The sequence below is a fragment of the Pseudomonas sp. UBA6753 genome (genome assembly GCF_002453565.1).
Taxonomy (GTDB): Bacteria; Pseudomonadota; Gammaproteobacteria; order Pseudomonadales; family Pseudomonadaceae; genus Aquipseudomonas; species Aquipseudomonas putida_Z.
In genome coordinates, this window is the sequence record NZ_DKHD01000020.1 from 22,663 (window position 1) to 41,766 (window position 19,104).

The 19,104-nt window shown below is 58.0% G+C and carries 31 protein-coding genes; 1 reads left to right on the forward strand and 30 read right to left on the reverse strand.

Features of this window, described 5'->3' with window-relative positions; genetic code table 11:
* Positions 1-44: 44 nt before the first annotated feature.
* A complete protein-coding gene (gene uvrA, locus B2790_RS07720) occupies positions 45-2,879 on the forward strand; it encodes an excinuclease ABC subunit UvrA (protein ID WP_075044431.1) in 2,835 nt (944 codons plus the stop codon).
* Between the two features lie 117 nt (positions 2,880-2,996).
* Here the strand turns inward: uvrA and bfr are convergent, their stop codons facing one another.
* The 30 genes from bfr to rpsJ form a co-directional block, all read right to left on the reverse strand.
* A complete protein-coding gene (bfr, locus tag B2790_RS07725; RefSeq protein ID WP_003257116.1) occupies positions 2,997-3,461 on the reverse strand; it encodes a bacterioferritin in 465 nt (154 codons plus the stop codon).
* Positions 3,462-3,624: 163 nt separating this feature from the next.
* Entirely contained in the window at positions 3,625-5,064 is a 1,440-nt protein-coding gene (locus B2790_RS07730; RefSeq protein WP_286918573.1) for a catalase, read from the reverse strand.
* A gap of 172 nt (positions 5,065-5,236) precedes the next feature.
* Positions 5,237-5,623, reverse strand: a complete 387-nt coding sequence (gene rplQ / locus B2790_RS07735; protein ID WP_003255451.1) for a 50S ribosomal protein L17 — start codon at positions 5,621-5,623, stop codon at positions 5,237-5,239.
* Between the two features lie 42 nt (positions 5,624-5,665).
* Positions 5,666-6,667, reverse strand: a complete 1,002-nt coding sequence (locus tag B2790_RS07740; RefSeq protein WP_003255452.1) for a DNA-directed RNA polymerase subunit alpha — start codon at positions 6,665-6,667, stop codon at positions 5,666-5,668.
* A gap of 22 nt (positions 6,668-6,689) precedes the next feature.
* Positions 6,690-7,310: a 30S ribosomal protein S4 gene (gene rpsD, locus B2790_RS07745; protein ID WP_003257114.1), complete on the reverse strand. Its 621-nt coding sequence runs from the start codon at positions 7,308-7,310 to the stop codon at positions 6,690-6,692.
* 15 nt (positions 7,311-7,325) lie between these two features.
* Complete coding sequence (rpsK, locus tag B2790_RS07750) at positions 7,326-7,715, reverse strand: 30S ribosomal protein S11 (RefSeq protein WP_003255454.1); 390 nt, start codon at positions 7,713-7,715, stop codon at positions 7,326-7,328.
* A gap of 18 nt (positions 7,716-7,733) precedes the next feature.
* Positions 7,734-8,090, reverse strand: coding sequence for a 30S ribosomal protein S13 (rpsM, locus tag B2790_RS07755; RefSeq protein ID WP_003257112.1), 357 nt, complete (start codon positions 8,088-8,090; stop codon positions 7,734-7,736).
* 131 nt (positions 8,091-8,221) lie between these two features.
* On the reverse strand, positions 8,222-8,338 hold the full coding sequence (rpmJ, locus tag B2790_RS07760; protein WP_002555468.1) for a 50S ribosomal protein L36: 117 nt from the start codon (positions 8,336-8,338) through the stop codon (positions 8,222-8,224).
* Between the two features lie 28 nt (positions 8,339-8,366).
* Complete coding sequence (secY, locus tag B2790_RS07765) at positions 8,367-9,698, reverse strand: preprotein translocase subunit SecY (RefSeq protein ID WP_003257108.1); 1,332 nt, start codon at positions 9,696-9,698, stop codon at positions 8,367-8,369.
* Positions 9,699-10,133 carry a 50S ribosomal protein L15 gene (rplO, locus tag B2790_RS07770; protein WP_003257107.1) on the reverse strand — a complete coding sequence of 145 codons (435 nt, stop codon included), beginning with the start codon at positions 10,131-10,133 and terminating at the stop codon, positions 9,699-9,701. It abuts the gene before it with no gap.
* Between the two features lie 3 nt (positions 10,134-10,136).
* Positions 10,137-10,313 (reverse strand): 50S ribosomal protein L30, encoded by a 177-nt coding sequence (rpmD, locus tag B2790_RS07775; protein WP_003255463.1) that lies wholly within the window; start codon positions 10,311-10,313, stop codon positions 10,137-10,139.
* A gap of 2 nt (positions 10,314-10,315) precedes the next feature.
* On the reverse strand, positions 10,316-10,816 hold the full coding sequence (gene rpsE / locus B2790_RS07780) for a 30S ribosomal protein S5 (RefSeq protein ID WP_003255465.1): 501 nt from the start codon (positions 10,814-10,816) through the stop codon (positions 10,316-10,318).
* 3 nt (positions 10,817-10,819) lie between these two features.
* A complete protein-coding gene (gene rplR, locus B2790_RS07785) occupies positions 10,820-11,170 on the reverse strand; it encodes a 50S ribosomal protein L18 (RefSeq protein WP_009397496.1) in 351 nt (116 codons plus the stop codon).
* 10 nt (positions 11,171-11,180) lie between these two features.
* On the reverse strand, positions 11,181-11,714 hold the full coding sequence (gene rplF / locus B2790_RS07790) for a 50S ribosomal protein L6 (protein WP_009681972.1): 534 nt from the start codon (positions 11,712-11,714) through the stop codon (positions 11,181-11,183).
* A gap of 12 nt (positions 11,715-11,726) precedes the next feature.
* On the reverse strand, positions 11,727-12,119 hold the full coding sequence (gene rpsH / locus B2790_RS07795) for a 30S ribosomal protein S8 (RefSeq protein ID WP_009681971.1): 393 nt from the start codon (positions 12,117-12,119) through the stop codon (positions 11,727-11,729).
* 209 nt (positions 12,120-12,328) lie between these two features.
* The gene (gene rpsN / locus B2790_RS07800; RefSeq protein WP_013970638.1) at positions 12,329-12,634 is read right to left on the reverse strand and encodes a 30S ribosomal protein S14; all 306 of its coding nucleotides are present in this window, start codon (positions 12,632-12,634) and stop codon (positions 12,329-12,331) included.
* 13 nt (positions 12,635-12,647) lie between these two features.
* Positions 12,648-13,187, reverse strand: a complete 540-nt coding sequence (gene rplE, locus B2790_RS07805) for a 50S ribosomal protein L5 (protein ID WP_003257095.1) — start codon at positions 13,185-13,187, stop codon at positions 12,648-12,650.
* 20 nt (positions 13,188-13,207) lie between these two features.
* A complete protein-coding gene (gene rplX, locus B2790_RS07810) occupies positions 13,208-13,522 on the reverse strand; it encodes a 50S ribosomal protein L24 (protein ID WP_016715319.1) in 315 nt (104 codons plus the stop codon).
* 11 nt (positions 13,523-13,533) lie between these two features.
* Positions 13,534-13,902, reverse strand: a complete 369-nt coding sequence (rplN, locus tag B2790_RS07815; RefSeq protein ID WP_002555479.1) for a 50S ribosomal protein L14 — start codon at positions 13,900-13,902, stop codon at positions 13,534-13,536.
* Positions 13,903-13,925: 23 nt separating this feature from the next.
* The gene (rpsQ, locus tag B2790_RS07820; RefSeq protein WP_003255478.1) at positions 13,926-14,192 is read right to left on the reverse strand and encodes a 30S ribosomal protein S17; all 267 of its coding nucleotides are present in this window, start codon (positions 14,190-14,192) and stop codon (positions 13,926-13,928) included.
* Between the two features lie 2 nt (positions 14,193-14,194).
* Positions 14,195-14,386 (reverse strand): 50S ribosomal protein L29, encoded by a 192-nt coding sequence (gene rpmC, locus B2790_RS07825; RefSeq protein ID WP_002555481.1) that lies wholly within the window; start codon positions 14,384-14,386, stop codon positions 14,195-14,197.
* On the reverse strand, positions 14,386-14,799 hold the full coding sequence (gene rplP / locus B2790_RS07830) for a 50S ribosomal protein L16 (protein WP_003255479.1): 414 nt from the start codon (positions 14,797-14,799) through the stop codon (positions 14,386-14,388). Before rplP ends, rpmC begins: the two co-directional genes overlap by 1 nt.
* 12 nt (positions 14,800-14,811) lie before the next feature.
* Positions 14,812-15,498: a 30S ribosomal protein S3 gene (gene rpsC / locus B2790_RS07835; RefSeq protein ID WP_003255481.1), complete on the reverse strand. Its 687-nt coding sequence runs from the start codon at positions 15,496-15,498 to the stop codon at positions 14,812-14,814.
* A gap of 13 nt (positions 15,499-15,511) precedes the next feature.
* Positions 15,512-15,844: a 50S ribosomal protein L22 gene (rplV, locus tag B2790_RS07840; protein WP_003103908.1), complete on the reverse strand. Its 333-nt coding sequence runs from the start codon at positions 15,842-15,844 to the stop codon at positions 15,512-15,514.
* An 11-nt stretch (positions 15,845-15,855) separates the two neighbouring features.
* Positions 15,856-16,131: a 30S ribosomal protein S19 gene (gene rpsS, locus B2790_RS07845; RefSeq protein WP_003255482.1), complete on the reverse strand. Its 276-nt coding sequence runs from the start codon at positions 16,129-16,131 to the stop codon at positions 15,856-15,858.
* A 16-nt stretch (positions 16,132-16,147) separates the two neighbouring features.
* Positions 16,148-16,972: a 50S ribosomal protein L2 gene (gene rplB / locus B2790_RS07850; protein ID WP_015268750.1), complete on the reverse strand. Its 825-nt coding sequence runs from the start codon at positions 16,970-16,972 to the stop codon at positions 16,148-16,150.
* 14 nt (positions 16,973-16,986) lie between these two features.
* Entirely contained in the window at positions 16,987-17,286 is a 300-nt protein-coding gene (rplW, locus tag B2790_RS07855) for a 50S ribosomal protein L23 (protein ID WP_003255484.1), read from the reverse strand.
* Positions 17,283-17,885: a 50S ribosomal protein L4 gene (gene rplD / locus B2790_RS07860; RefSeq protein WP_003255485.1), complete on the reverse strand. Its 603-nt coding sequence runs from the start codon at positions 17,883-17,885 to the stop codon at positions 17,283-17,285. Before rplD ends, rplW begins: the two co-directional genes overlap by 4 nt.
* Before the next feature lie 12 nt (positions 17,886-17,897).
* Positions 17,898-18,533 carry a 50S ribosomal protein L3 gene (gene rplC, locus B2790_RS07865; protein ID WP_003257089.1) on the reverse strand — a complete coding sequence of 212 codons (636 nt, stop codon included), beginning with the start codon at positions 18,531-18,533 and terminating at the stop codon, positions 17,898-17,900.
* An 80-nt stretch (positions 18,534-18,613) separates the two neighbouring features.
* Positions 18,614-18,925: a 30S ribosomal protein S10 gene (gene rpsJ, locus B2790_RS07870; protein ID WP_003186070.1), complete on the reverse strand. Its 312-nt coding sequence runs from the start codon at positions 18,923-18,925 to the stop codon at positions 18,614-18,616.
* Between the last annotated feature and the right edge of the window lie 179 nt (positions 18,926-19,104).

Genomic DNA, 19,104 nt, shown 5'->3' on the forward strand with positions numbered 1-19,104 from the left:
CGCGCCGTATACTTCCTTGTTTATGCCCGCCGAGCGAGGCCGCAGTGGACAAGATCCTGATTCGTGGGGCGCGTACCCACAACCTGAAGAACATCGACCTGACCCTGCCCCGGGACAAGCTGATCGTGATCACCGGCCTGTCCGGTTCCGGCAAGTCGTCCCTGGCGTTCGACACCCTGTACGCCGAAGGCCAGCGCCGCTATGTGGAATCGCTGTCGGCCTACGCCCGACAGTTCCTGTCGATGATGGAAAAGCCCGACGTCGATACCATCGAAGGCCTGTCGCCAGCCATTTCCATCGAGCAGAAGTCGACCTCGCACAACCCCCGCTCCACGGTCGGCACCATCACCGAAATCTACGACTATCTGCGCCTGCTGTACGCCCGCGTCGGCACCCCACGCTGCCCGGATCACGATATCCCGCTGGAGGCGCAAACGATCAGCCAGATGGTCGACCTGGTGCTGGAGCGCCCGGAAGGCAGCAAGCTGATGCTGCTGGCTCCGGTGGTGCGCGAGCGCAAGGGCGAGCACCTGGCAGTGTTCGACGAACTGCGCGCCCAGGGCTTTGTGCGCGCCCGGGTCAACGGCAAGCTCTACGAACTCGACGAACTGCCCAAGCTGGACAAGCAGAAAAAACACAGCATCGATGTGGTCGTGGACCGTTTCAAGGTCCGCGCCGACCTGCAACAACGCCTGGCCGAGTCGTTCGAGACCGCGCTAAAGCTGGCCGACGGCATCGCCCTGGTGGCACCGATGGATGACGAACAAGGCGAAGAGACGATCTTCTCCGCGCGTTTCGCCTGCCCGGTCTGTGGTCATGCCATCAGCGAGCTGGAGCCGAAGCTGTTCTCCTTCAACAACCCCGCCGGCGCCTGCCCGACCTGCGATGGCCTGGGGGTGAAGCAGTTCTTCGACACCAAGCGCCTGGTCAATGCCGAGCTCACCTTGGCCGAAGGCGCGATCCGCGGCTGGGACCGGCGCAACGTGTACTACTTCCAGATGCTCGGCTCGCTGGCCGCGCATTACGGCTTCAGCCTGGAGGAACCATTCGGCCAGCTTTCGGCCGAGCACCAGAAGGTGATCCTGCAGGGCAGCGGCAAGCAGAGCGTCGACTTCAAGTACCTCAACGACCGTGGCGACATCGTCAAGCGCTCGCACCCGTTCGAAGGCATCGTGCCGAACCTGGAGCGCCGCTACCGCGAGACCGAGTCGGCCACCGTGCGCGAAGAACTGGCCAAGTTCCTCGGCACCCAGCCCTGCCCGGATTGCCGCGGCACCCGCCTGCGCCGTGAGGCACGGCACGTGTGGGTGGGCGAAAAAACCCTGCCGGCGGTGACCAATCTGCCGATCGGTGAAGCCAGCAACTATTTCGGCGAGCTGACCCTGACCGGTCGCCGCGGCGAGATTGCGGCGAAGATCCTCAAGGAAATCTGCGAGCGCTTGCAGTTCCTGGTCAACGTCGGTCTCGACTATCTCACCCTGGACCGCAGCGCCGATACCCTGTCCGGTGGCGAAGCGCAGCGTATCCGCCTGGCCAGCCAGATCGGCGCTGGCCTGGTGGGGGTGATGTACATCCTCGATGAGCCGTCCATCGGCCTTCATCAGCGTGACAATGACCGCCTGCTGGCCACCCTCAACCACCTGCGCGACCTGGGCAACACGGTGATCGTGGTGGAACACGACGAGGACGCCATCCGCCTGGCCGACTACGTGGTGGACATCGGCCCGGGGGCCGGCGTGCACGGTGGGCAGATCGTCGCCGAGGGCTCGCCGCAGGAGGTCATGGCCCACCCCGACTCGCTGACCGGCAAGTACCTGTCCGGGCGCAAGAAGATTGTCGTGCCGGCCAAGCGCACGCCGCGCAACAAGAAGCTGCAACTCAAGCTCAAGGGCGCGCGTGGCAACAACCTGCAAAACGTCGACCTGGAAGTCCCGATCGGCCTGCTGACCTGCGTGACCGGGGTGTCCGGCTCGGGCAAGTCGACGCTGATCAACAACACCCTGTTCCCACTGGCCGCCACCGCCCTGAATGGCGCAAGCAGCCTGGAAGCGGCGCCGCATGCCAGCATGGATGGCCTGCAGCACCTGGACAAGGTGGTGGATATCGACCAGAGCCCGATCGGCCGCACCCCTCGCTCGAACCCGGCGACCTACACCGGCATCTTCACGCCGATCCGCGAGCTGTTCTCCGGTGTGCCGGAATCGCGTTCGCGCGGCTATGGTCCGGGGCGCTTCTCGTTCAACGTCAAGGGGGGCCGTTGCGAGGCCTGCCAGGGCGATGGCCTGATCAAGGTGGAGATGCACTTCCTGCCGGACATCTACGTGCCGTGCGACGTGTGCAAGAGCAAGCGCTACAACCGCGAAACCCTGGAGATCAAGTACAAGGGCAAGAACATCCACGAGGTGCTGGAGATGACCATCGAGGATGCCCGCGAGTTCTTCGACGCAGTGCCGGCGCTGGCGCGCAAGCTGCAGACGTTGATGGATGTGGGGCTGTCGTACATCAAGCTGGGGCAGTCGGCGACCACCCTGTCGGGTGGTGAGGCCCAGCGAGTCAAGCTATCGCGCGAACTGTCCAAGCGTGACACCGGCAAGACCCTGTACATCCTCGATGAGCCGACCACGGGCCTGCACTTTGCCGATATCCAGCAGTTGCTGGACGTGCTGCATCGCCTGCGCGACCACGGCAATACCGTGGTGGTGATCGAGCACAACCTGGATGTGATCAAGACCGCGGACTGGCTGGTGGATCTGGGGCCGGAGGGTGGCTCGAAAGGTGGGCAGATCATTGCCTGCGGTACGCCAGAAGAACTGAGTACGATGAAACAGTCGTATACCGGGCACTACCTGAAACCGTTGCTGGAGCGGGATCGGGCGTAAGGCCCTGGGGGCGCTTTGCGCCCCTTTCGCGACACAAGGCCGCTCCCACAGGAGTAATGCATTTCCCTGTGGGAGCGGCCTTGTGTCGCGATAGGGCTGCAAAGCAGCCCCAGGCTTTTACATCTGCGACTGCAGGTAATTCTCGAGGCCAATGGCCTTGATCAGCCCCTGCTGCTTCTCCAGCCAGTAGGTGTGATCTTCTTCGGTATCAGCCAACTGAGCGCGCAGGATGTCGCGGCTGATGTAGTCCTTGTGCAACTCGCACAGCTCGATGCCTTTGCACAGCGCGCCGCGTACCTTGTACTCGAGCTTGAGGTCAGCCTCGATCATTTCCGGCACGGTGCTGCCCACTTCCAGGTCGTCCGCGCGCATGTCAGGGGTGCCTTCGAGCATGAGGATGCGTCGCATCAGGGCATCTGCGTGCTGCGTCTCTTCTTCCATTTCGTGGTTGATGCGCTCGTAGAGCTTGGACAGGCCCCAGTCTTCGTACATACGCGAGTGAATGAAGTACTGGTCACGCGCCGCCAGTTCGCCCTTCAGCAGCGTAACGAGGTAGTTGATTACGTCCGGGTGACCTTGCATCGCCCTGCTTCTCCATGTGAAAACGTCTATGCCACATAGTGTGAACCAGCTTTTGCCTGCGGTCACTGAAAACCGCGCAATTAGAAGCAAAAAATCGGTTAAACAGTAGTGATATTCATTGAAAAACCGCCCAAATGAGGGCGGTTCTTCTTATCACTTCGACTTAGGCGAGATTGATGCCCAAGGCCTTGGCAACCCCTTCGCCATAGGCAGGATCGGCCTTGAAGAAGTATTGCAGCTGACGCTGGATCACGTCTTCGCTGACGCCTGCCATGGTGCCGGCAATGTTGTTTATCAGCAGGGCTTTCTGCTCATCGTTCATCAGGCGGAACAGCGCGCCGGCGTGGCTGTAGTAGTCGGTGTCTTCGCGGTGGTCGTAACGGTCTGCGGAACCATTCAGGGCCAGTGCAGGCTCGGCGTGGCGTGGCGACTGCTTCGGTGCATCGCTGTAGCTGTTGGGCTCATAGTTCGGCGCGCTGCCGTAACTGCCAGCGGCCATGGAACCATCACGCTGGTAGCTGTTGACCGGGCAGCGTGGTGCATTCACCGGCAGCTGCTGGTGGTTGGTACCCACCCGGTAGCGATGCGCGTCGGCGTAGGCGAATACCCGCCCTTGCAGCATGCGGTCCGGCGACAGGCCGACCCCCGGCACCATGTTGCTCGGGCCAAACGCAGCCTGCTCGACCTCGGCAAAGTAGTTGAGCGGGTTGCGGTTGAGCTCCAGCACGCCCACTTCAATCAGCGGGTAGTCCCTCTGCGACCAGGTCTTGGTCACATCGAAGGGGTTTTCGTCGCGGCTGGCAGCCTCGGCTTCGCTCATCACCTGGATACATACGGACCAGCGTGGGTAATCGCCCCGCTCGATGGCTTCGAACAGGTCGCGCTGGGCGTAGTCCGGGTCAGTACCTGCGAGGCGCGCGGCATCTGCCGGAGCGAGGTTCTTGATGCCTTGCTGGGTCTTGAAGTGCCATTTGACCCAGGTGCGTTCACCCTTGGTATTGATCAGGCTGTAGGTATGGCTACCAAAGCCGTGCATATGGCGGTAGCCGTCCGGAATGCCGCGATCGGAGAACAGAATGGTGACCTGATGCAGCGCCTCGGGAGAGTGCGACCAGAAGTCCCACATCATCTGAGCGTTCTTCAGGTTGGATTGCGGGTGACGCTTCTGGGTGTGGATAAAGTCCGGAAACTTCAGTGGGTCGCGGATGAAGAACACCGGCGTGTTGTTGCCGACGATGTCCCAGTTGCCTTCCTCGGTGTAGAACTTGACGGCAAAACCACGGGGGTCGCGCTCGGTATCAGCGGAGCCACGTTCACCACCAACGGTGGAGAAGCGCAGGAAGGTTTCGGTCTGCTTGCCCACCTGTTCAAACAACTTGGCACTGGTGTAACCGGTGATATCGCGGGTGACGGTAAAGGTGCCGTAGGCGCCCGAGCCTTTTGCGTGTACGCGGCGCTCAGGAATGTTCTCGCGGTTGAAGTGGGCGAGCTTCTCGATCAGGTGGAAGTCGTCGAGCAGCAGCGGGCCGCGCGGGCCGGCGGAACGGGAATTCTGGTTGTCTGCTACAGGTGCACCGCTGGCGGTGGTGAGAATCTTGCTCATGGGCTCTCCTTATCGGTCTTCAAGCGCCGGCTAATCGGCTCTGGAGAGAGTATTGACGAGCAAGGTTACAAGAACAAATGCATTACATGACTTGTATCAATAGAAATAAACAATACATCCTGAAACAAAAAACCGGGCACTAGGCCCGGTTCTTTGTAGCAGACAGAACGTCTTACTCAGCAGCTTCTACAGCACCGCCGACCGGACGATCAACCAGCTCGACGTACGCCATAGGAGCGTTGTCGCCAGCGCGGAAGCCGCACTTCAGGATGCGCAGGTAGCCGCCCTGACGGGTGGCGTAACGCTTGCCCAGGTCGTTGAAGAGCTTGCCAACAGCGGACTTCGAACGGGTACGATCGAAGGCCAGACGGCGGTTAGCTACGCTGTCTTCCTTGGCCAGGGTGATCAGCGGCTCGGCAACGCGGCGCAGTTCCTTGGCTTTCGGCAGGGTGGTTTTGATCAGCTCGTGCTCGATCAGCGACACTGCCATGTTCTGGAACATAGCCTTGCGGTGAGAGCTGGTACGGCTCAGGTGACGTCCACTTTTACGATGACGCATGATTCATTCCTTACCAAACACTACGTTCGGTGATTACGACGATCAGGCGGTCGCCTTGTCGTCTTTCTTAAGACTTGCAGGCGGCCAGTTGTCGAGGCGCATGCCGAGAGACAGACCACGAGAGGCCAGGACGTCCTTGATTTCAGTCAGGGACTTCTTGCCCAGGTTAGGAGTCTTCAACAGCTCTACTTCGGTACGCTGAATCAGGTCGCCGATGTAGTAGATGTTCTCCGCCTTGAGGCAGTTGGCCGAACGTACAGTCAGTTCCAGGTCGTCAACCGGACGCAGCAGGATCGGATCGATCTCGTCTTCCTGCTCGACTACGACAGGCTCGCTGTCACCTTTGAGGTCGACGAACGCGGCCAGCTGCTGTTGCAGGATGGTCGCAGCGCGGCGGATAGCCTCTTCAGGATCCAGGGTGCCGTTGGTTTCCAGATCAATGACCAGCTTGTCCAGGTTGGTACGCTGTTCAACACGGGCGTTCTCGACCACATAGGCGATACGACGCACCGGGCTGAACGAAGCGTCCAACTGCAGACGGCCAATGCTACGGCTTTCGTCTTCGTCGGTTTGACGGGAGTCGGCCGGCTCGTAACCACGACCACGAGCTACAGTGAGCTTCATGTTCAGGGCGCCGTTCGACGCCAGGTTCGCGATTACGTGATCGGGGTTGACGATCTCGACATCGTGATCCAGCTGAATATCGGCAGCGGTAACCACCCCCGAACCCTTTTTCGACAAGGTCAGCGTAACTTCGTCACGACCGTGCAGTTTGATAGCCAGGCCTTTCAGGTTCAACAGGATTTCAATGACGTCTTCCTGAACACCTTCGATCGCGGAGTACTCGTGGAGTACGCCGTCGATCTCGGCCTCGACTACTGCACAGCCAGGCATGGAGGACAACAGGATGCGGCGCAGCGCGTTGCCCAGGGTATGGCCGAAACCACGCTCGAGAGGCTCGAGCGTAATCTTGGCGCGGGTCGGACTGACTACCTGCACATCAATGTGGCGGGGAGTCAGGAACTCATTTACCGAAATCTGCATGGATGCACCTATTTTCTAGCCCTTACTTGGAGTAGAGCTCGACAATCAGGTTCTCGTTGATGTCGGCAGACAGGTCGCTGCGAGCAGGAACGTTCTTGAAAACGCCCGACTTTTTAGCAGCATCCACGTCAACCCACTCAACGCGGCCACGCTGGGCGCACAGTTCAAGGGCTTGAACAATGCGCAGCTGGTTCAGCGACTTCTCGCGAACCGCGACCACGTCACCCGGACGAACTTGGTAGGATGGAATGTTTACAGTCTTACCGTTGACGCTGATCGCTTTGTGCGAAACCAGCTGACGGGACTCGGAACGAGTCGAGCCGAAGCCCATACGGTAGACGACGTTATCCAGACGGCACTCGAGCAGTTGCAGCAGGTTTTCACCGGTTGCGCCTTTTTTCGAGGCTGCAGCCTGGTAGTAACCGCGGAACTGACGCTCCAGAACACCGTAGATACGACGAACTTTTTGCTTCTCGCGCAGCTGGGTACCGTAGTCGGACTGACGGCCACGGCGCTGGCCGTGGATACCTGGGGCTGCTTCGATGTTGCACTTCGATTCCAGAGCGCGAACGCCGCTCTTCAGGAACAGGTCAGTGCCTTCACGACGAGACAGTTTGCATTTTGGACCAATGTAACGTGCCATTTATCTGTCTCCTGATTACACGCGACGCTTCTTCGGCGGACGGCACCCGTTGTGCGGGATTGGCGTCACGTCGGTGATGCTGGCGATCTTGTAGCCGCAGCTGTTCAGTGCACGAACGGCGGACTCACGACCTGGACCTGGACCCTTGACGTTTACGTCGAGGTTCTTCAGACCGTATTCCAGCGCAGCTTGACCAGCACGCTCAGCAGCGATCTGGGCTGCGAACGGGGTGGATTTGCGCGAACCACGGAAACCCGAACCACCGGAGGTCGCCCAGGACAAAGCGTTGCCCTGACGGTCGGTGATGGTCACGATGGTGTTGTTGAAAGAGGCATGGATGTGGGCGATGCCATCAACCACTGTCTTTTTGACTTTCTTACGAGGACGAGCAGCAGGTTTTGCCATGTCTATATTCCTGGGCGATTACTTGCGGATCGGCTTACGCGGGCCCTTACGGGTGCGTGCGTTGGTCTTGGTGCGCTGACCGCGAACCGGCAGACCTTTACGATGACGCAGGCCGCGGTAGCAACCCAGGTCCATCAAGCGCTTGATCTTCATGTTGATGTCACGACGCAGGTCACCTTCGGTGGTGAACTTCGCGACTTCGCCACGCAGGGTTTCGATTTGCTCGTCGCTCAGATCCTTGATCTTAGCGGCTGGGTTTACACCAGCGTCTGCACAGATCTTCTGTGCAGTAGTGCGACCGACACCATAGATGTAGGTCAGCGAGATAACAGCATGCTTGTTATCTGGAATGTTGACGCCTGCAATACGGGCCATTCAGTGGGACTCCAATTGACAGCTACCTACGCCCCGGAAGCCAAGAAATAGGGCGCGAGATAATATCGCTGTAGAAACGAATAATCAACCCAGCAGCACACTAGCTGCTGGGTTTGAAGCGCAGATCACACTCAGCCTTGGCGCTGTTTGTGACGCGGTTCCGCGCTGCAGATCACTCGTACGACGCCTTCGCGACGGATGATCTTGCAGTTACGGCACAGCTTTTTCACCGATGCACGAACTTTCATTACCGACTCCTCGAACCTTAGGGGCGTATCAGCGCAGCAGACCGCTGCCACCGTAGCCTTTCAGGTTGGCTTTCTTCATCAGGGATTCGTACTGGTGCGAAACGAGGTGCGATTGTACTTGGGACATGAAGTCCATCACAACCACTACCACAATCAGCAACGAGGTCCCGCCAAGGTAGAACGGCACATTTGCTGCCACCACCAGGAACTGGGGCAGAAGGCAGACGGCCATCATGTAAAGAGCACCGAACATGGTCAGACGGGTCAGAACGCCATCAATGTAGCGTGCCGACTGCTCACCAGGACGGATACCCGGAATAAAGGCACCGGACTTCTTCAGGTTTTCCGCTACGTCTTTCGGGTTGAACATCAGCGCTGTGTAGAAGAAGCAGAAGAAAATGATCCCTGCACTAAACAGCAGAATGTTCAACGGCTGACCAGGAGCGATCGACTGCGAGATGTCCTGCAGCCAGCCCATACCTTCGGACTGACCGAACCAGGCACCCAGCGAAGCCGGGAACAGCAGAATGCTGCTCGCGAAAATGGCCGGGATAACCCCCGCCATGTTCACCTTCAGCGGCAAGTGGCTGGTCTGCGCAGCGAAGACCTTGCGGCCCTGCTGACGCTTGGCGTAGTGAACGGCGATACGACGCTGACCACGCTCAATGAACACCACGAAGCCGATAATCGCTACTGCCAGCAAACCGATAGCGACCAGGGCGAAAATGTTGATATCGCCTGTGCGTGCAGACTCGAAAGACTGCCCGATTGCTCTCGGAAGACCGGCAACGATACCCGCGAAGATCAACATCGAGATACCGTTGCCCACACCGCGCTCGGTGATCTGCTCGCCCAGCCACATCATGAACATCGCGCCCGCCACGAAGGTGGAGACGGCAACGACATGGAAGCCCAGGCCTACAGAAAACGCCACGCCCTGGTTGGCCAGGCCAATGGACATGCCAATGGCTTGAACCAGTGCCAGGATAACGGTGCCGTAGCGGGTGTACTGGCTGATCTTGCGACGGCCAGCTTCACCTTCCTTCTTCAACTGCTCCAGTTGCGGGCTGACCGCCGTCATCAGCTGCATGATGATCGATGCCGAGATGTACGGCATGATCCCCAGTGCAAAGATGCTCATGCGCTCGAGCGCGCCACCGGAAAACATGTTGAACAAGCTAAGAATGGTCCCCTCATTCTGCCGAAACAGATCCGCCAGACGGTCTGGATTGATGCCAGGAACCGGGATATGCGCACCTATCCGATAGACGATGATCGCCATGAACAGAAAGCGCAGACGAGCCCAGAGTTCCGACATCCCGCCCTTACCGAGCGAAGAGAGAGCACCTTGCTTAGCCATTTATTCCTCGAACTTGCCGCCAGCTGCTTCGATAGCCGCACGCGCACCCTTGGTGGCTGCGATACCCTTGATGGTGACTGCGCGAGTGACTTCGCCAGACAGCATGATTTTCACGCGCTGTACGTTCTGGCCGATCACGTTGGCATCCTTCAGGGATTGCACGGAGATCACGTCGCCTTCCACCTTGGCCAGCTCGGACAGACGCACTTCGGCGCGGTCCATGGCTTTCAGGGAAACGAAGCCGAACTTCGGCAGACGACGGTGCAGCGGCTGTTGACCGCCTTCGAAGCCAGGAGCGATCGAACCACCCGAACGGGAAGTCTGACCTTTGTGGCCACGGCCGCCGGTCTTACCCAGACCGCTACCGATACCACGACCTGGACGATGCTTCTCGCGACGGGAACCCGGCGCTGGACTCAGATCATTGAGTTTCATCGATTAACCCTCGACCTTCAGCATGTAGTAAGCCTTGTTGATCATCCCGCGGTTTTCGGGAGTATCCTGGACTTCTACAGTGTGACCGATGCGACGCAGACCCAGGCCCTTAACGCACAGCTTGTGGTTAGGCAGACGGCCCGAGACGCTCTTGATCAGCGTTACTTTTACGGTTGCCATGATCAGAAGATCTCCTCGACGCTCTTGCCGCGCTTGGCAGCAATGGATTCAGGAGATTGCATGGCTTTCAGACCCTTGAAGGTGGCGTAAACCACGTTCACTGGGTTGGTCGAACCGTAGCACTTGGCCAGAACGTTCTGAACACCAGCAACTTCCAGGACAGCACGCATTGCGCCACCGGCGATGATACCGGTACCTTCCGAGGCAGGCTGCATGTAAACCTTCGAGGCGCCGTGGGCAGCCTTGGTGGCGTACTGCAGGGTGGTGCCCTTCAGGTCAACCTGGATCATGTTGCGGCGAGCAGCTTCCATGGCTTTCTGGATCGCGGCAGGTACTTCGCGCGACTTGCCACGGCCGAAGCCAACACGACCTTTACCATCACCTACCACGGTCAGCGCGGTGAAGGTGAAGATACGGCCGCCTTTTACGGTTTTGGCAACGCGGTTAACTTGAACCAGCTTCTCGATGTAGCCTTCGTCGCGCTTTTGATCGTTATTTGCCATAACTTAGAACTCCAGCCCGCCTTCACGAGCAGCATCAGCCAGCGCTTTGACGCGGCCATGGTACTTGAAGCCGGAACGGTCAAAGGCAACTTGAGATACACCGGCGGCTTTCGCACGCTCAGCTACCAGCTTGCCAACCTTAGTGGCCGCGTCGATGTTGCCAGTGGCGCCATCACGCAGTTCTTTGTCCAAGGTCGAGGCGCTTGCCAGAACCTTGCTGCCGTCGGCCGAAATGACCTGGGCGTAGATGTGCTGCGAGGAGCGGAACACGCACAGGCGCACGACTTCGAGTTCGTGCATCTTGAGACGTGCTTTGCGAGCGCGACGCAGTCGAGTAACTTTTTTGTCGGTCATTTGCTAGGCCCTACTTCTTCTTGGCTTCTTTACGACGGACTACTTCGTCCGCGTAACGCACACCCTTGCCTTTGTAAGGCTCTGGCGGACGGAAGTCGCGGATTTCAGCGGCCACCTGACCCACCAGCTGCTTGTCGATACCCTTGATCAGGATGTCGGTCTGGCTTGGGGTTTCAGCGGTGATACCGGCTGGCAGTTCGTAGTCCACTGGGTGCGAGAAGCCCAGGGCCAGGTTCAGGACGGTGCCCTTGGCCTGTGCCTTGTAACCAACACCGACCAGCTGGAGCTTGCGCTCGAAGCCTTGGCTTACGCCCTGGACCATGTTGTTCACCAGAGCGCGGGTGGTACCGGCCATGGCGCGAGCTTGCTGGTCACCGTTGCGAGCGACGAAACGCAGCTCGCCAGACTCTTCGGTAACTTCAACAGACGAGTGAACGTTCAGTTCGAGAGTGCCTTTGGCACCCTTCACCGAAAGCTGCTGGCCGGCGAATTTGACTTCGACGCCTGCTGGCAGCTTAACGGGGTTCTTAGCGACGCGAGACATGCCTATCTCCCCTTAGAACACTGTGCACAGAACTTCGCCGCCGACACCGGCAGCGCGTGCAGCGCGATCAGTCATCACACCTTTGTTGGTGGAGACGATAGACACGCCCAGACCGCCACGTACTTTCGGCAGCTCTGCGACGGACTTGTACTGGCGCAGGCCTGGACGGCTGGAGCGCTTCAGTTCCTCGATGACCGGACGGCCTTCGAAGTACTTCAGTTCGATCGACAGGGAAGGCTTGGCCTCACCAGTTACCTGGTAGCCGGCGATGTAACCTTCGTCTTTCAGAACTTTGGCAACCGCGACCTTCAGGGTGGAGGAAGGCATGCTTACGACGGACTTTTCAGCCATCTGGGCATTACGGATGCGAGTTAGCATGTCCGCTAACGGGTCCTGCATACTCATGGGCTAGATGCTCCTGATACAAGAATTATTAGCCTTGCGGCTATCACAACCACCCGAGCGGACAGGGCAAAAAACCCAGGCTCAGGTGAGCCGGTCATTCTAGACACAAGGTAGAAACGAAACAAGCCCCATATAGGGGCTTGTTTGTTGGCGAGGTCACCGGCGGTCGGAAGAATGCTCCCCTTCCGCCGGGATCCAGCCTGCAGCGATTACCAGGAGGCCTTGACCAGACCTGGTACGTCACCGCGCATTGCAGCTTGACGCAGCATGTTACGGCCCAGGCCGAACTTACGGTATACACCGTGAGGACGACCGGTCAGGCGGCAACGGTTGCGCAGACGCGAAGCGGAGGCATCACGTGGCTGCTTCTGCAGGGCGACAACGGCAGCGAAACGCTCTTCAGGAGAGGCGTTCAGGTTGACGATGGTCGCTTTCAGCTCGGCACGCTTTTTGGCGTACTTGGCTACCGTGAGCTGACGCTTCAGCTCGCGGTTTTTCATGCTCTTCTTGGCCATTTTCCTACTCCAATCAGTTGCGGAACGGGAACTTGAAAGCACGCAGCAGAGCGCGGCCTTCGTCGTCCGAACGAGCAGTGGTGGTCAGGGTGATGTCCAAACCGCGCAGAGCATCGATCTTGTCGTAGTCGATTTCCGGGAAGATGATCTGCTCTTTCACGCCCATGCTGTAGTTGCCACGGCCATCGAAGGACTTGGCATTCAGGCCGCGGAAGTCGCGAACCCGAGGCAGGGAGATCGCCAGCAGGCGGTCCAGGAATTCGTACATCTTGTCGCGACGCAGGGTCACCTTGACACCGATCGGCCAGCCTTCACGGACTTTGAAGCCCGCGATGGATTTACGAGCGAAAGTCACGACCGGCTTTTGACCGGTGATCTTTTCCAGGTCGGCAACAGCGTGCTCGATGACTTTCTTGTCGCCGATCGCTTCGCCCAGACCCATGTTCAGGGTGATCTTGGTAACGCGCGGAACTTCCATCACGTTCGACAGCTTAAGTTCTTCCTTAAGCTTAGGAGCGATTTCGTTCCGGTAAATCTCTTTCAGTCGTGCCATGGTCTTCTACCTAGCAGTGTTCAAGCATCAACCGCTTTTTGGGTCGACTTGAAGACACGAATTTTTTTACCGTCTTCTACTTTGAAACCAACGCGGTCAGCCTTGTTGGTTTCGCCGTTGAAGATGGCAACGTTGGAAGCGTGCAGAGGCGCTTCTTTTTCGACGATACCGCCCTGTACGCCCGCCATCGGGTTAGGCTTGGTATGACGCTTGACCAGGTTCACACCACCAACGACCAGACGGTCATCAGCCAGAACCTTCAGCACCTTACCGCGCTTACCTTTGTCTTTGCCGGCGATCACGATGATCTCGTCGTCACGACGAATCTTTTGCATGTCGGATCTCCTTACAGCACTTCAGGGGCGAGCGAGACGATCTTCATGAACTTCTCAGTACGAAGTTCACGGGTCACTGGCCCGAAGATGCGAGTGCCGATCGGCTCTTGCTTGTTGTTCAGCAGAACAGCAGCGTTGCCGTCGAAACGAATGATGGAACCGTCAGCGCGACGAACACCGTGACGGGTGCGCACTACAACAGCGGTCATCACTTGGCCTTTCTTGACCTTACCGCGCGGAATTGCTTCCTTGACGGTTACCTTGATGATGTCACCGATGCCGGCGTAACGGCGGTGCGAACCGCCGAGCACCTTGATGCACATGACGCGACGAGCGCCGCTGTTATCGGCCACATCGAGCATGGATTGAGTCTGAATCATAAAATTTCTCCGACCCCTAGCCCTTAGACTTCAACAGCGCGTTCGAGGACTTCAACCAGTGCCCAGGACTTGGTCTTGGCCAGCGGACGGGTTTCACGGATGGAAACCTTGTCGCCGATCTTGCACTGGTTGGCTTCGTCGTGCGCGTGCAGCTTAGTCGAACGCTTAACGTATTTACCGTAGATCGGGTGCTTTACGCGACGCTCGATCAGAACGGTGATGGTCTTGTCCATTTTGTCGCTGACGACACGGCCAGTCAGCGTACGGACGGTTTTTTCAGCTTCAGCCATGATCACTTACCTGCCTGCTGGTTGAGCACAGTTTTCACGCGAGCGATGTCACGCTTAACTTGCGAGAGCAGGTGCGACTGCCCCAACTGGCCAGTTGCTTTCTGCATACGCAGATTGAACTGGTCGCGCAGCAAGCCGAGCAGTTGCTCATTCAGTTGCTGTGCCGATTTTTCACGAAGTTCATTCGCTTTCATCACATCACCGTCCGCTTAACAAAGGAGGTGGCGAGAGGCAGCTTTGCAGCAGCCAGGGCGAAAGCTTCGCGCGCCAGCTCTTCAGAAACACCCTCGATTTCATACAGGACTTTGCCTGGCTGAATCTGGGCAACCCAGTATTCCACGGAACCCTTACCTTTACCCATACGAACCTCGAGAGGCTTCTTGGAGATCGGCTTGTCCGGGAAGACACGGATCCAGATCTTACCGCCACGTTTTACGTGACGGGTCAGCGCACGACGTGCGGACTCGATCTGGCGAGCGGTGAGGCGACCGCGAGCAACAGCTTTCAGGGCGAATTCGCCGAAGCTGACTTTGCTACCGCGCAGTGCCAGACCACGGTTGTGGCCGGTCATCTGCTTGCGGAATTTTGTACGCTTTGGTTGCAACATTTGGCGTACCCCTTACTTAGCAGCTTTTTTACGAGGCGCTGGTGCTTGTGGTTTCAGTTCTTCTTGGCGACCACCAATAACTTCGCCTTTGAAGATCCAAACCTTCACACCGATCACACCGTAAGTGGTGTGAGCTTCGTAGGTGTTGTAGTCGATATCGGCACGCAGGGTGTGCAGAGGCACACGACCTTCGCGATACCACTCGGTACGAGCAATCTCAGCACCGCCGAGACGACCGCTCACCTGGATCTTGATGCCCTTGGCACCAATACGCATGGCGTTCTGTACGGCGCGCTTCATGGCGCGACGGAACATTACGCGGCGTTCCAGCTGCTGAGCTACGCTCTGCGCAACCAGCATAGCGTCGAGTTCCGGCTTGCGGATCTCTTCGATGTTGATGTGCACAGGCACACCCATCTGCTTGGTCAGGTCCTGACGCAGCTTCTCGACATCTTCACCTTTCTTACCGATAACGATACCGGGACGAGCGGTGTGGATGGTGATGCGTGCAGTTTGAGCCGGACGATGAATATCGATACGGCTTACGGACGCGCTTTTTAGTTTGTCCTGGAGGTACTCACGCGTTTTCAGATCCTTCAACAGGTAATCTGCGTAAGTAGCACCGTCTGCGTACCAGACGGAGGTGTGCTCCTTGACGATTCCCAGGCGAATGCCAGTGGGATGTACTTTCTGACCCATCTGATCGACTCCGTTACTTGTCCGCAACCTTGACAGTGATATGGCAAGACCGCTTGACGATGCGATCAGCACGGCCTTTGGCACGTGGCATGATGCGCTTCAGCGAACGCCCTTCGTTGACGAAGACGGTGGAGACCTTGAGGTCATCAACGTCTGCGCCTTCGTTGTGTTCGGCGTTGGCAACGGCCGACTCGAGGACTTTCTTCATGATTTCAGCGGCTTTTTTGCTGCTGAAGGCCAACAGGTTGAGCGCTTCGCCCACCTTCTTCCCGCGGATCTGGTCGGCGACCAAGCGGGCTTTCTGGGCGGAGATGCGAGCGCCCGACAACTTAGCGGCTACTTCCATTTCCTTACCCCTTAACGCTTGGCTTTCTTGTCAGCCACGTGCCCGCGATAGGTGCGGGTACCGGCGAACTCGCCCAGTTTGTGGCCGACCATGTCTTCGTTCACCAGAACTGGGACATGTTGACGACCGTTGTGTACCGCGATGGTCAGACCGACCATTTGTGGCAGGATCATCGAACGGCGCGACCAGGTTTTAACTGGCTTGCGATCGTTCTTCTCCACCGCCACTTCGACCTTCTTCAGCAGGTGAAGATCGATAAAAGGACCTTTTTTCAGAGAACGTGGCACTGTCGTATCCCTCTAGTTACTTGCGACGACGGACGATCATGTTGTCGGTACGCTTATTACCACGGGTCTTCGCACCCTTGGTTGGGAAGCCCCATGGCGATACCGGATGACGACCACCGGAGGTACGACCTTCACCACCACCATGTGGGTGGTCAACCGGGTTCATGGCAACACCACGAACGGTTGGGCGAACGCCGCGCCAGCGTTTGGCACCAGCTTTACCCAGCGAACGCAGGCTGTGCTCGGAGTTCGAGACTTCGCCCAGGGTCGCACGGCACTCAGCCAGTACTTTACGCATCTCACCGGAACGCAGACGCAGAGTCACGTAGACGCCTTCACGAGCGATCAGCTGAGCCGAAGCACCAGCGGAACGAGCGATCTGAGCACCTTTACCCGGCTTCAGTTCGATGCCGTGAATGGTGCTACCTACTGGGATGTTGCGCAGCTGCAGGGAGTTACCGGCCTTGATTGGGGCCAGGGCACCTGCGATCAGCTGGTCGCCAGCGCTCACGCCTTTAGGGGCGATGATGTAGCGACGCTCACCGTCTGCGTAGCACAGCAGGGCGATGTGAGCAGTACGGTTCGGGTCGTATTCGATACGCTCGACAGTGGCTGGGATGCCATCTTTGTCGTTGCGACGGAAGTCGACCAGACGGTAATGCTGCTTATGACCACCACCAACGTGACGAGTGGTGATGCGGCCATTGTTGTTACGACCACCAGACTTCGATTTCTTCTCGATCAGCGGTGCGTGAGGAGCGCCTTTGTGCAGCTCCTGGTTGACCACCTTGACCACGAAACGGCGGCCAGGGGAAGTCGGTTTGCATTTAACGATTGCCATGATGCACCCCTTCCTTACTCAGCACTGCTGCTGAAATCGAGATCTTGGCCTGGCTGAAGGGAGACGATCGCCTTCTTCCAGTCATTGCGCTTGCCCAGACCACGTGCGGTACGCTTGGTTTTACCCAGAACGTTAACAGTCGACACGTTTTCAACTTTTACGTTGAACAGGCCTTCGACAGCTTTCTTGATTTCCAGCTTGGTTGCATCGGTAGCAACCTTGAATACGAACTGGCCTTTTTTCTCAGCCAGAACGGTAGCCTTCTCGGAAACGTGCGGGCCAAGGAGGACTTTGAATACGCGTTCCTGGTTCATCCCAGCAGCTCCTCGAATTTCTTCACGGCCGAGACAGTGATCAACACTTTCTCGTATGCGATCAGACTGACCGGGTCGGAACCTTGTACGTCACGTACGTCGACGTGCGGCAGGTTGCGAGCAGCCAGGTACAGGTTCTGATCAACAGCGTCGGAAACGATCAGTACGTCGCTCAGACCCATGCCGTTCAGCTTGTTCAGCAGATCTTTGGTTTTCGGTGCTTCAACAGCGAAGTCCTGAACCACGACCAGACGGTCGCTACGCACCAGCTCAGCGAGGATGGAGCGCAGGGCTGCGCGATACATCTTCTTGTTGAGCTTCTGCGAGTGATCTTGAGGGCGAGCTGCGAAGGTTACACCACCGCCACGCCAGATCGGACCACGAGTGGTACCAGCACGAGCACGGCCAGTACCCTTCTGACGCCATGGGCGCTTACCGCCACCAGCCACGTCGGAACGGGTCTTCTGCTGCTTGGTGCCCTGACGGCCGCCGGCCATGTAGGCCACGACTGCTTGGTGTACCAGCGTCTCGTTGAATTCGCCACCGAAAGTCAGTTCGGAAACTTCGATCGCCTGAGCGTCATTTACATTGAGTTGCATGTCAGTTTCCCCTTAACCGCGAGCCTTGACAGCTGGACGTACAACCACGTCGCCGCCAGTAGCGCCTGGAACGGCACCCTTGACCAGCAGCAGGTTGCGCTCAGCGTCTACGCGAACTACTTCCAGGGACTGAACAGTCACGCGCTCGGCGCCCATGTGACCGGACATTTTCTTGCCCTTGAACACACGACCAGGAGTCTGGCACTGGCCGATGGAACCTGGGACACGGTGCGACACGGAGTTACCGTGGGTGTTGTCCTGGCCACGGAAGTTCCAGCGCTTGATGGTACCGGCGAAGCCTTTACCTTTGGACTGACCAGTAACGTCTACCAGCTGGCCTGCAGTGAAGAGTTCAGCTTTGATCAGATCGCCAGCCTGGAAATCGCCTTCTTCAAGACGGAACTCCCAGACACCGCGACCAGCGGCAACGTTGGCCTTGGCGAAGTGACCTGCCTGAGCGGCAGTCACACGCGAAGCACGACGCTCGCCGACAGTGACTTGCACTGCACGGTAGCCATCGGTTTCTTCAGTTTTGAACTGGGTGACACGATTCGGCTCGATCTCGATGACCGTGACCGGAATGGAGACACCTTCTTCGGTGAAAATGCGGGTCATACCGCACTTGCGACCGATTACACCAATAGTCATGTTGTAAACCTCATGAGTGTACGGGGCTTTCACCCGCTATGGCCGCCCATTTCAGAGCGTTACACGACCAGACCGAAGTCTTAGCCGAGGCTGATCTGTACTTCCACACCTGCCGCCAGATCAAGCTTCATCAGCGCGTCAACGGTTTTATCCGTTGGCTGGACGATGTCCAGAACACGCTTATGAGTGCGGATCTCGTACTGGTCACGCGCGTCTTTGTTGACGTGCGGGGAAACCAGAACGGTGAAACGCTCTTTGCGGGTAGGCAGTGGAATTGGACCACGCACTTGTGCACCAGTACGTTTCGCGGTTTCCACGATTTCCTGGGTGGATTGGTCGATCAGGCGATGGTCGAAAGCCTTCAACCTGATACGGATTTGCTGATTTTGCATTGGATTTCAGACTCCAGGCTGTTCCCAACGGACGCACTACGCCCGCTAAAAGGAGGCGTGATTCTATAGACGCCCCCATTTAGTGTCAACCCAATAAAAAAAACCCCCGCTGAGCGGGGGTTTTTTCAATCGGTCGAGTGATTACTCGATGATTTTGGCTACGACGCCGGCGCCGACGG

What these genes read in the sequence shown, in the direction of transcription:
- bfr (WP_003257116.1), bottom strand. Translation starts at nt 3,461, where the DNA reads ATGCAAGGTCACCCGGACGTAATCAACTACCTCGTTACGCTGCTGAAG.
- B2790_RS07730 (WP_286918573.1), bottom strand. Translation starts at nt 5,064, where the DNA reads ATGAGCAAGATTCTCACCACCGCCAGCGGTGCACCTGTAGCAGACAAC.
- rplQ (WP_003255451.1), bottom strand. Translation starts at nt 5,623, where the DNA reads ATGCGTCATCGTAAAAGTGGACGTCACCTGAGCCGTACCAGCTCTCAC.
- B2790_RS07740 (WP_003255452.1), bottom strand. Translation starts at nt 6,667, where the DNA reads ATGCAGATTTCGGTAAATGAGTTCCTGACTCCCCGCCACATTGATGTG.
- rpsD (WP_003257114.1), bottom strand. Translation starts at nt 7,310, where the DNA reads ATGGCACGTTACATTGGTCCAAAATGCAAACTGTCTCGTCGTGAAGGC.
- rpsK (WP_003255454.1), bottom strand. Translation starts at nt 7,715, where the DNA reads ATGGCAAAACCTGCTGCTCGTCCTCGTAAGAAAGTCAAAAAGACAGTG.
- rpsM (WP_003257112.1), bottom strand. Translation starts at nt 8,090, where the DNA reads ATGGCCCGTATTGCAGGCGTCAACATTCCAGATAACAAGCATGCTGTT.
- rpmJ (WP_002555468.1), bottom strand. Translation starts at nt 8,338, where the DNA reads ATGAAAGTTCGTGCATCGGTGAAAAAGCTGTGCCGTAACTGCAAGATC.
- secY (WP_003257108.1), bottom strand. Translation starts at nt 9,698, where the DNA reads ATGGCTAAGCAAGGTGCTCTCTCTTCGCTCGGTAAGGGCGGGATGTCG.
- rplO (WP_003257107.1), bottom strand. Translation starts at nt 10,133, where the DNA reads ATGAAACTCAATGATCTGAGTCCAGCGCCGGGTTCCCGTCGCGAGAAG.
- rpmD (WP_003255463.1), bottom strand. Translation starts at nt 10,313, where the DNA reads ATGGCAACCGTAAAAGTAACGCTGATCAAGAGCGTCTCGGGCCGTCTG.
- rpsE (WP_003255465.1), bottom strand. Translation starts at nt 10,816, where the DNA reads ATGGCAAATAACGATCAAAAGCGCGACGAAGGCTACATCGAGAAGCTG.
- rplR (WP_009397496.1), bottom strand. Translation starts at nt 11,170, where the DNA reads ATGACCGACAAAAAAGTTACTCGACTGCGTCGCGCTCGCAAAGCACGT.
- rplF (WP_009681972.1), bottom strand. Translation starts at nt 11,714, where the DNA reads ATGTCTCGCGTCGCTAAGAACCCCGTTAAGCTGCCAGCAGGCGTCGAA.
- rpsH (WP_009681971.1), bottom strand. Translation starts at nt 12,119, where the DNA reads ATGAGTATGCAGGACCCGTTAGCGGACATGCTAACTCGCATCCGTAAT.
- rpsN (WP_013970638.1), bottom strand. Translation starts at nt 12,634, where the DNA reads ATGGCCAAGAAGAGCATGAAAAACCGCGAGCTGAAGCGTCAGCTCACG.
- rplE (WP_003257095.1), bottom strand. Translation starts at nt 13,187, where the DNA reads ATGGCACGACTGAAAGAGATTTACCGGAACGAAATCGCTCCTAAGCTT.
- rplX (WP_016715319.1), bottom strand. Translation starts at nt 13,522, where the DNA reads ATGCAAAAGATTCGTCGTGACGACGAGATCATCGTGATCGCCGGCAAA.
- rplN (WP_002555479.1), bottom strand. Translation starts at nt 13,902, where the DNA reads ATGATTCAGACTCAATCCATGCTCGATGTGGCCGATAACAGCGGCGCT.
- rpsQ (WP_003255478.1), bottom strand. Translation starts at nt 14,192, where the DNA reads ATGGCTGAAGCTGAAAAAACCGTCCGTACGCTGACTGGCCGTGTCGTC.
- rpmC (WP_002555481.1), bottom strand. Translation starts at nt 14,386, where the DNA reads ATGAAAGCGAATGAACTTCGTGAAAAATCGGCACAGCAACTGAATGAG.
- rplP (WP_003255479.1), bottom strand. Translation starts at nt 14,799, where the DNA reads ATGTTGCAACCAAAGCGTACAAAATTCCGCAAGCAGATGACCGGCCAC.
- rpsC (WP_003255481.1), bottom strand. Translation starts at nt 15,498, where the DNA reads ATGGGTCAGAAAGTACATCCCACTGGCATTCGCCTGGGAATCGTCAAG.
- rplV (WP_003103908.1), bottom strand. Translation starts at nt 15,844, where the DNA reads ATGGAAGTAGCCGCTAAGTTGTCGGGCGCTCGCATCTCCGCCCAGAAA.
- rplB (WP_015268750.1), bottom strand. Translation starts at nt 16,972, where the DNA reads ATGGCAATCGTTAAATGCAAACCGACTTCCCCTGGCCGCCGTTTCGTG.
- rplW (WP_003255484.1), bottom strand. Translation starts at nt 17,286, where the DNA reads ATGAACCAGGAACGCGTATTCAAAGTCCTCCTTGGCCCGCACGTTTCC.
- rplD (WP_003255485.1), bottom strand. Translation starts at nt 17,885, where the DNA reads ATGCAACTCAATGTAAATGACGCTCAGGCGATCGAAGTTTCCGAACTG.
- rplC (WP_003257089.1), bottom strand. Translation starts at nt 18,533, where the DNA reads ATGACTATTGGTGTAATCGGTCGCAAGTGCGGTATGACCCGCATTTTC.
- rpsJ (WP_003186070.1), bottom strand. Translation starts at nt 18,925, where the DNA reads ATGCAAAATCAGCAAATCCGTATCAGGTTGAAGGCTTTCGACCATCGC.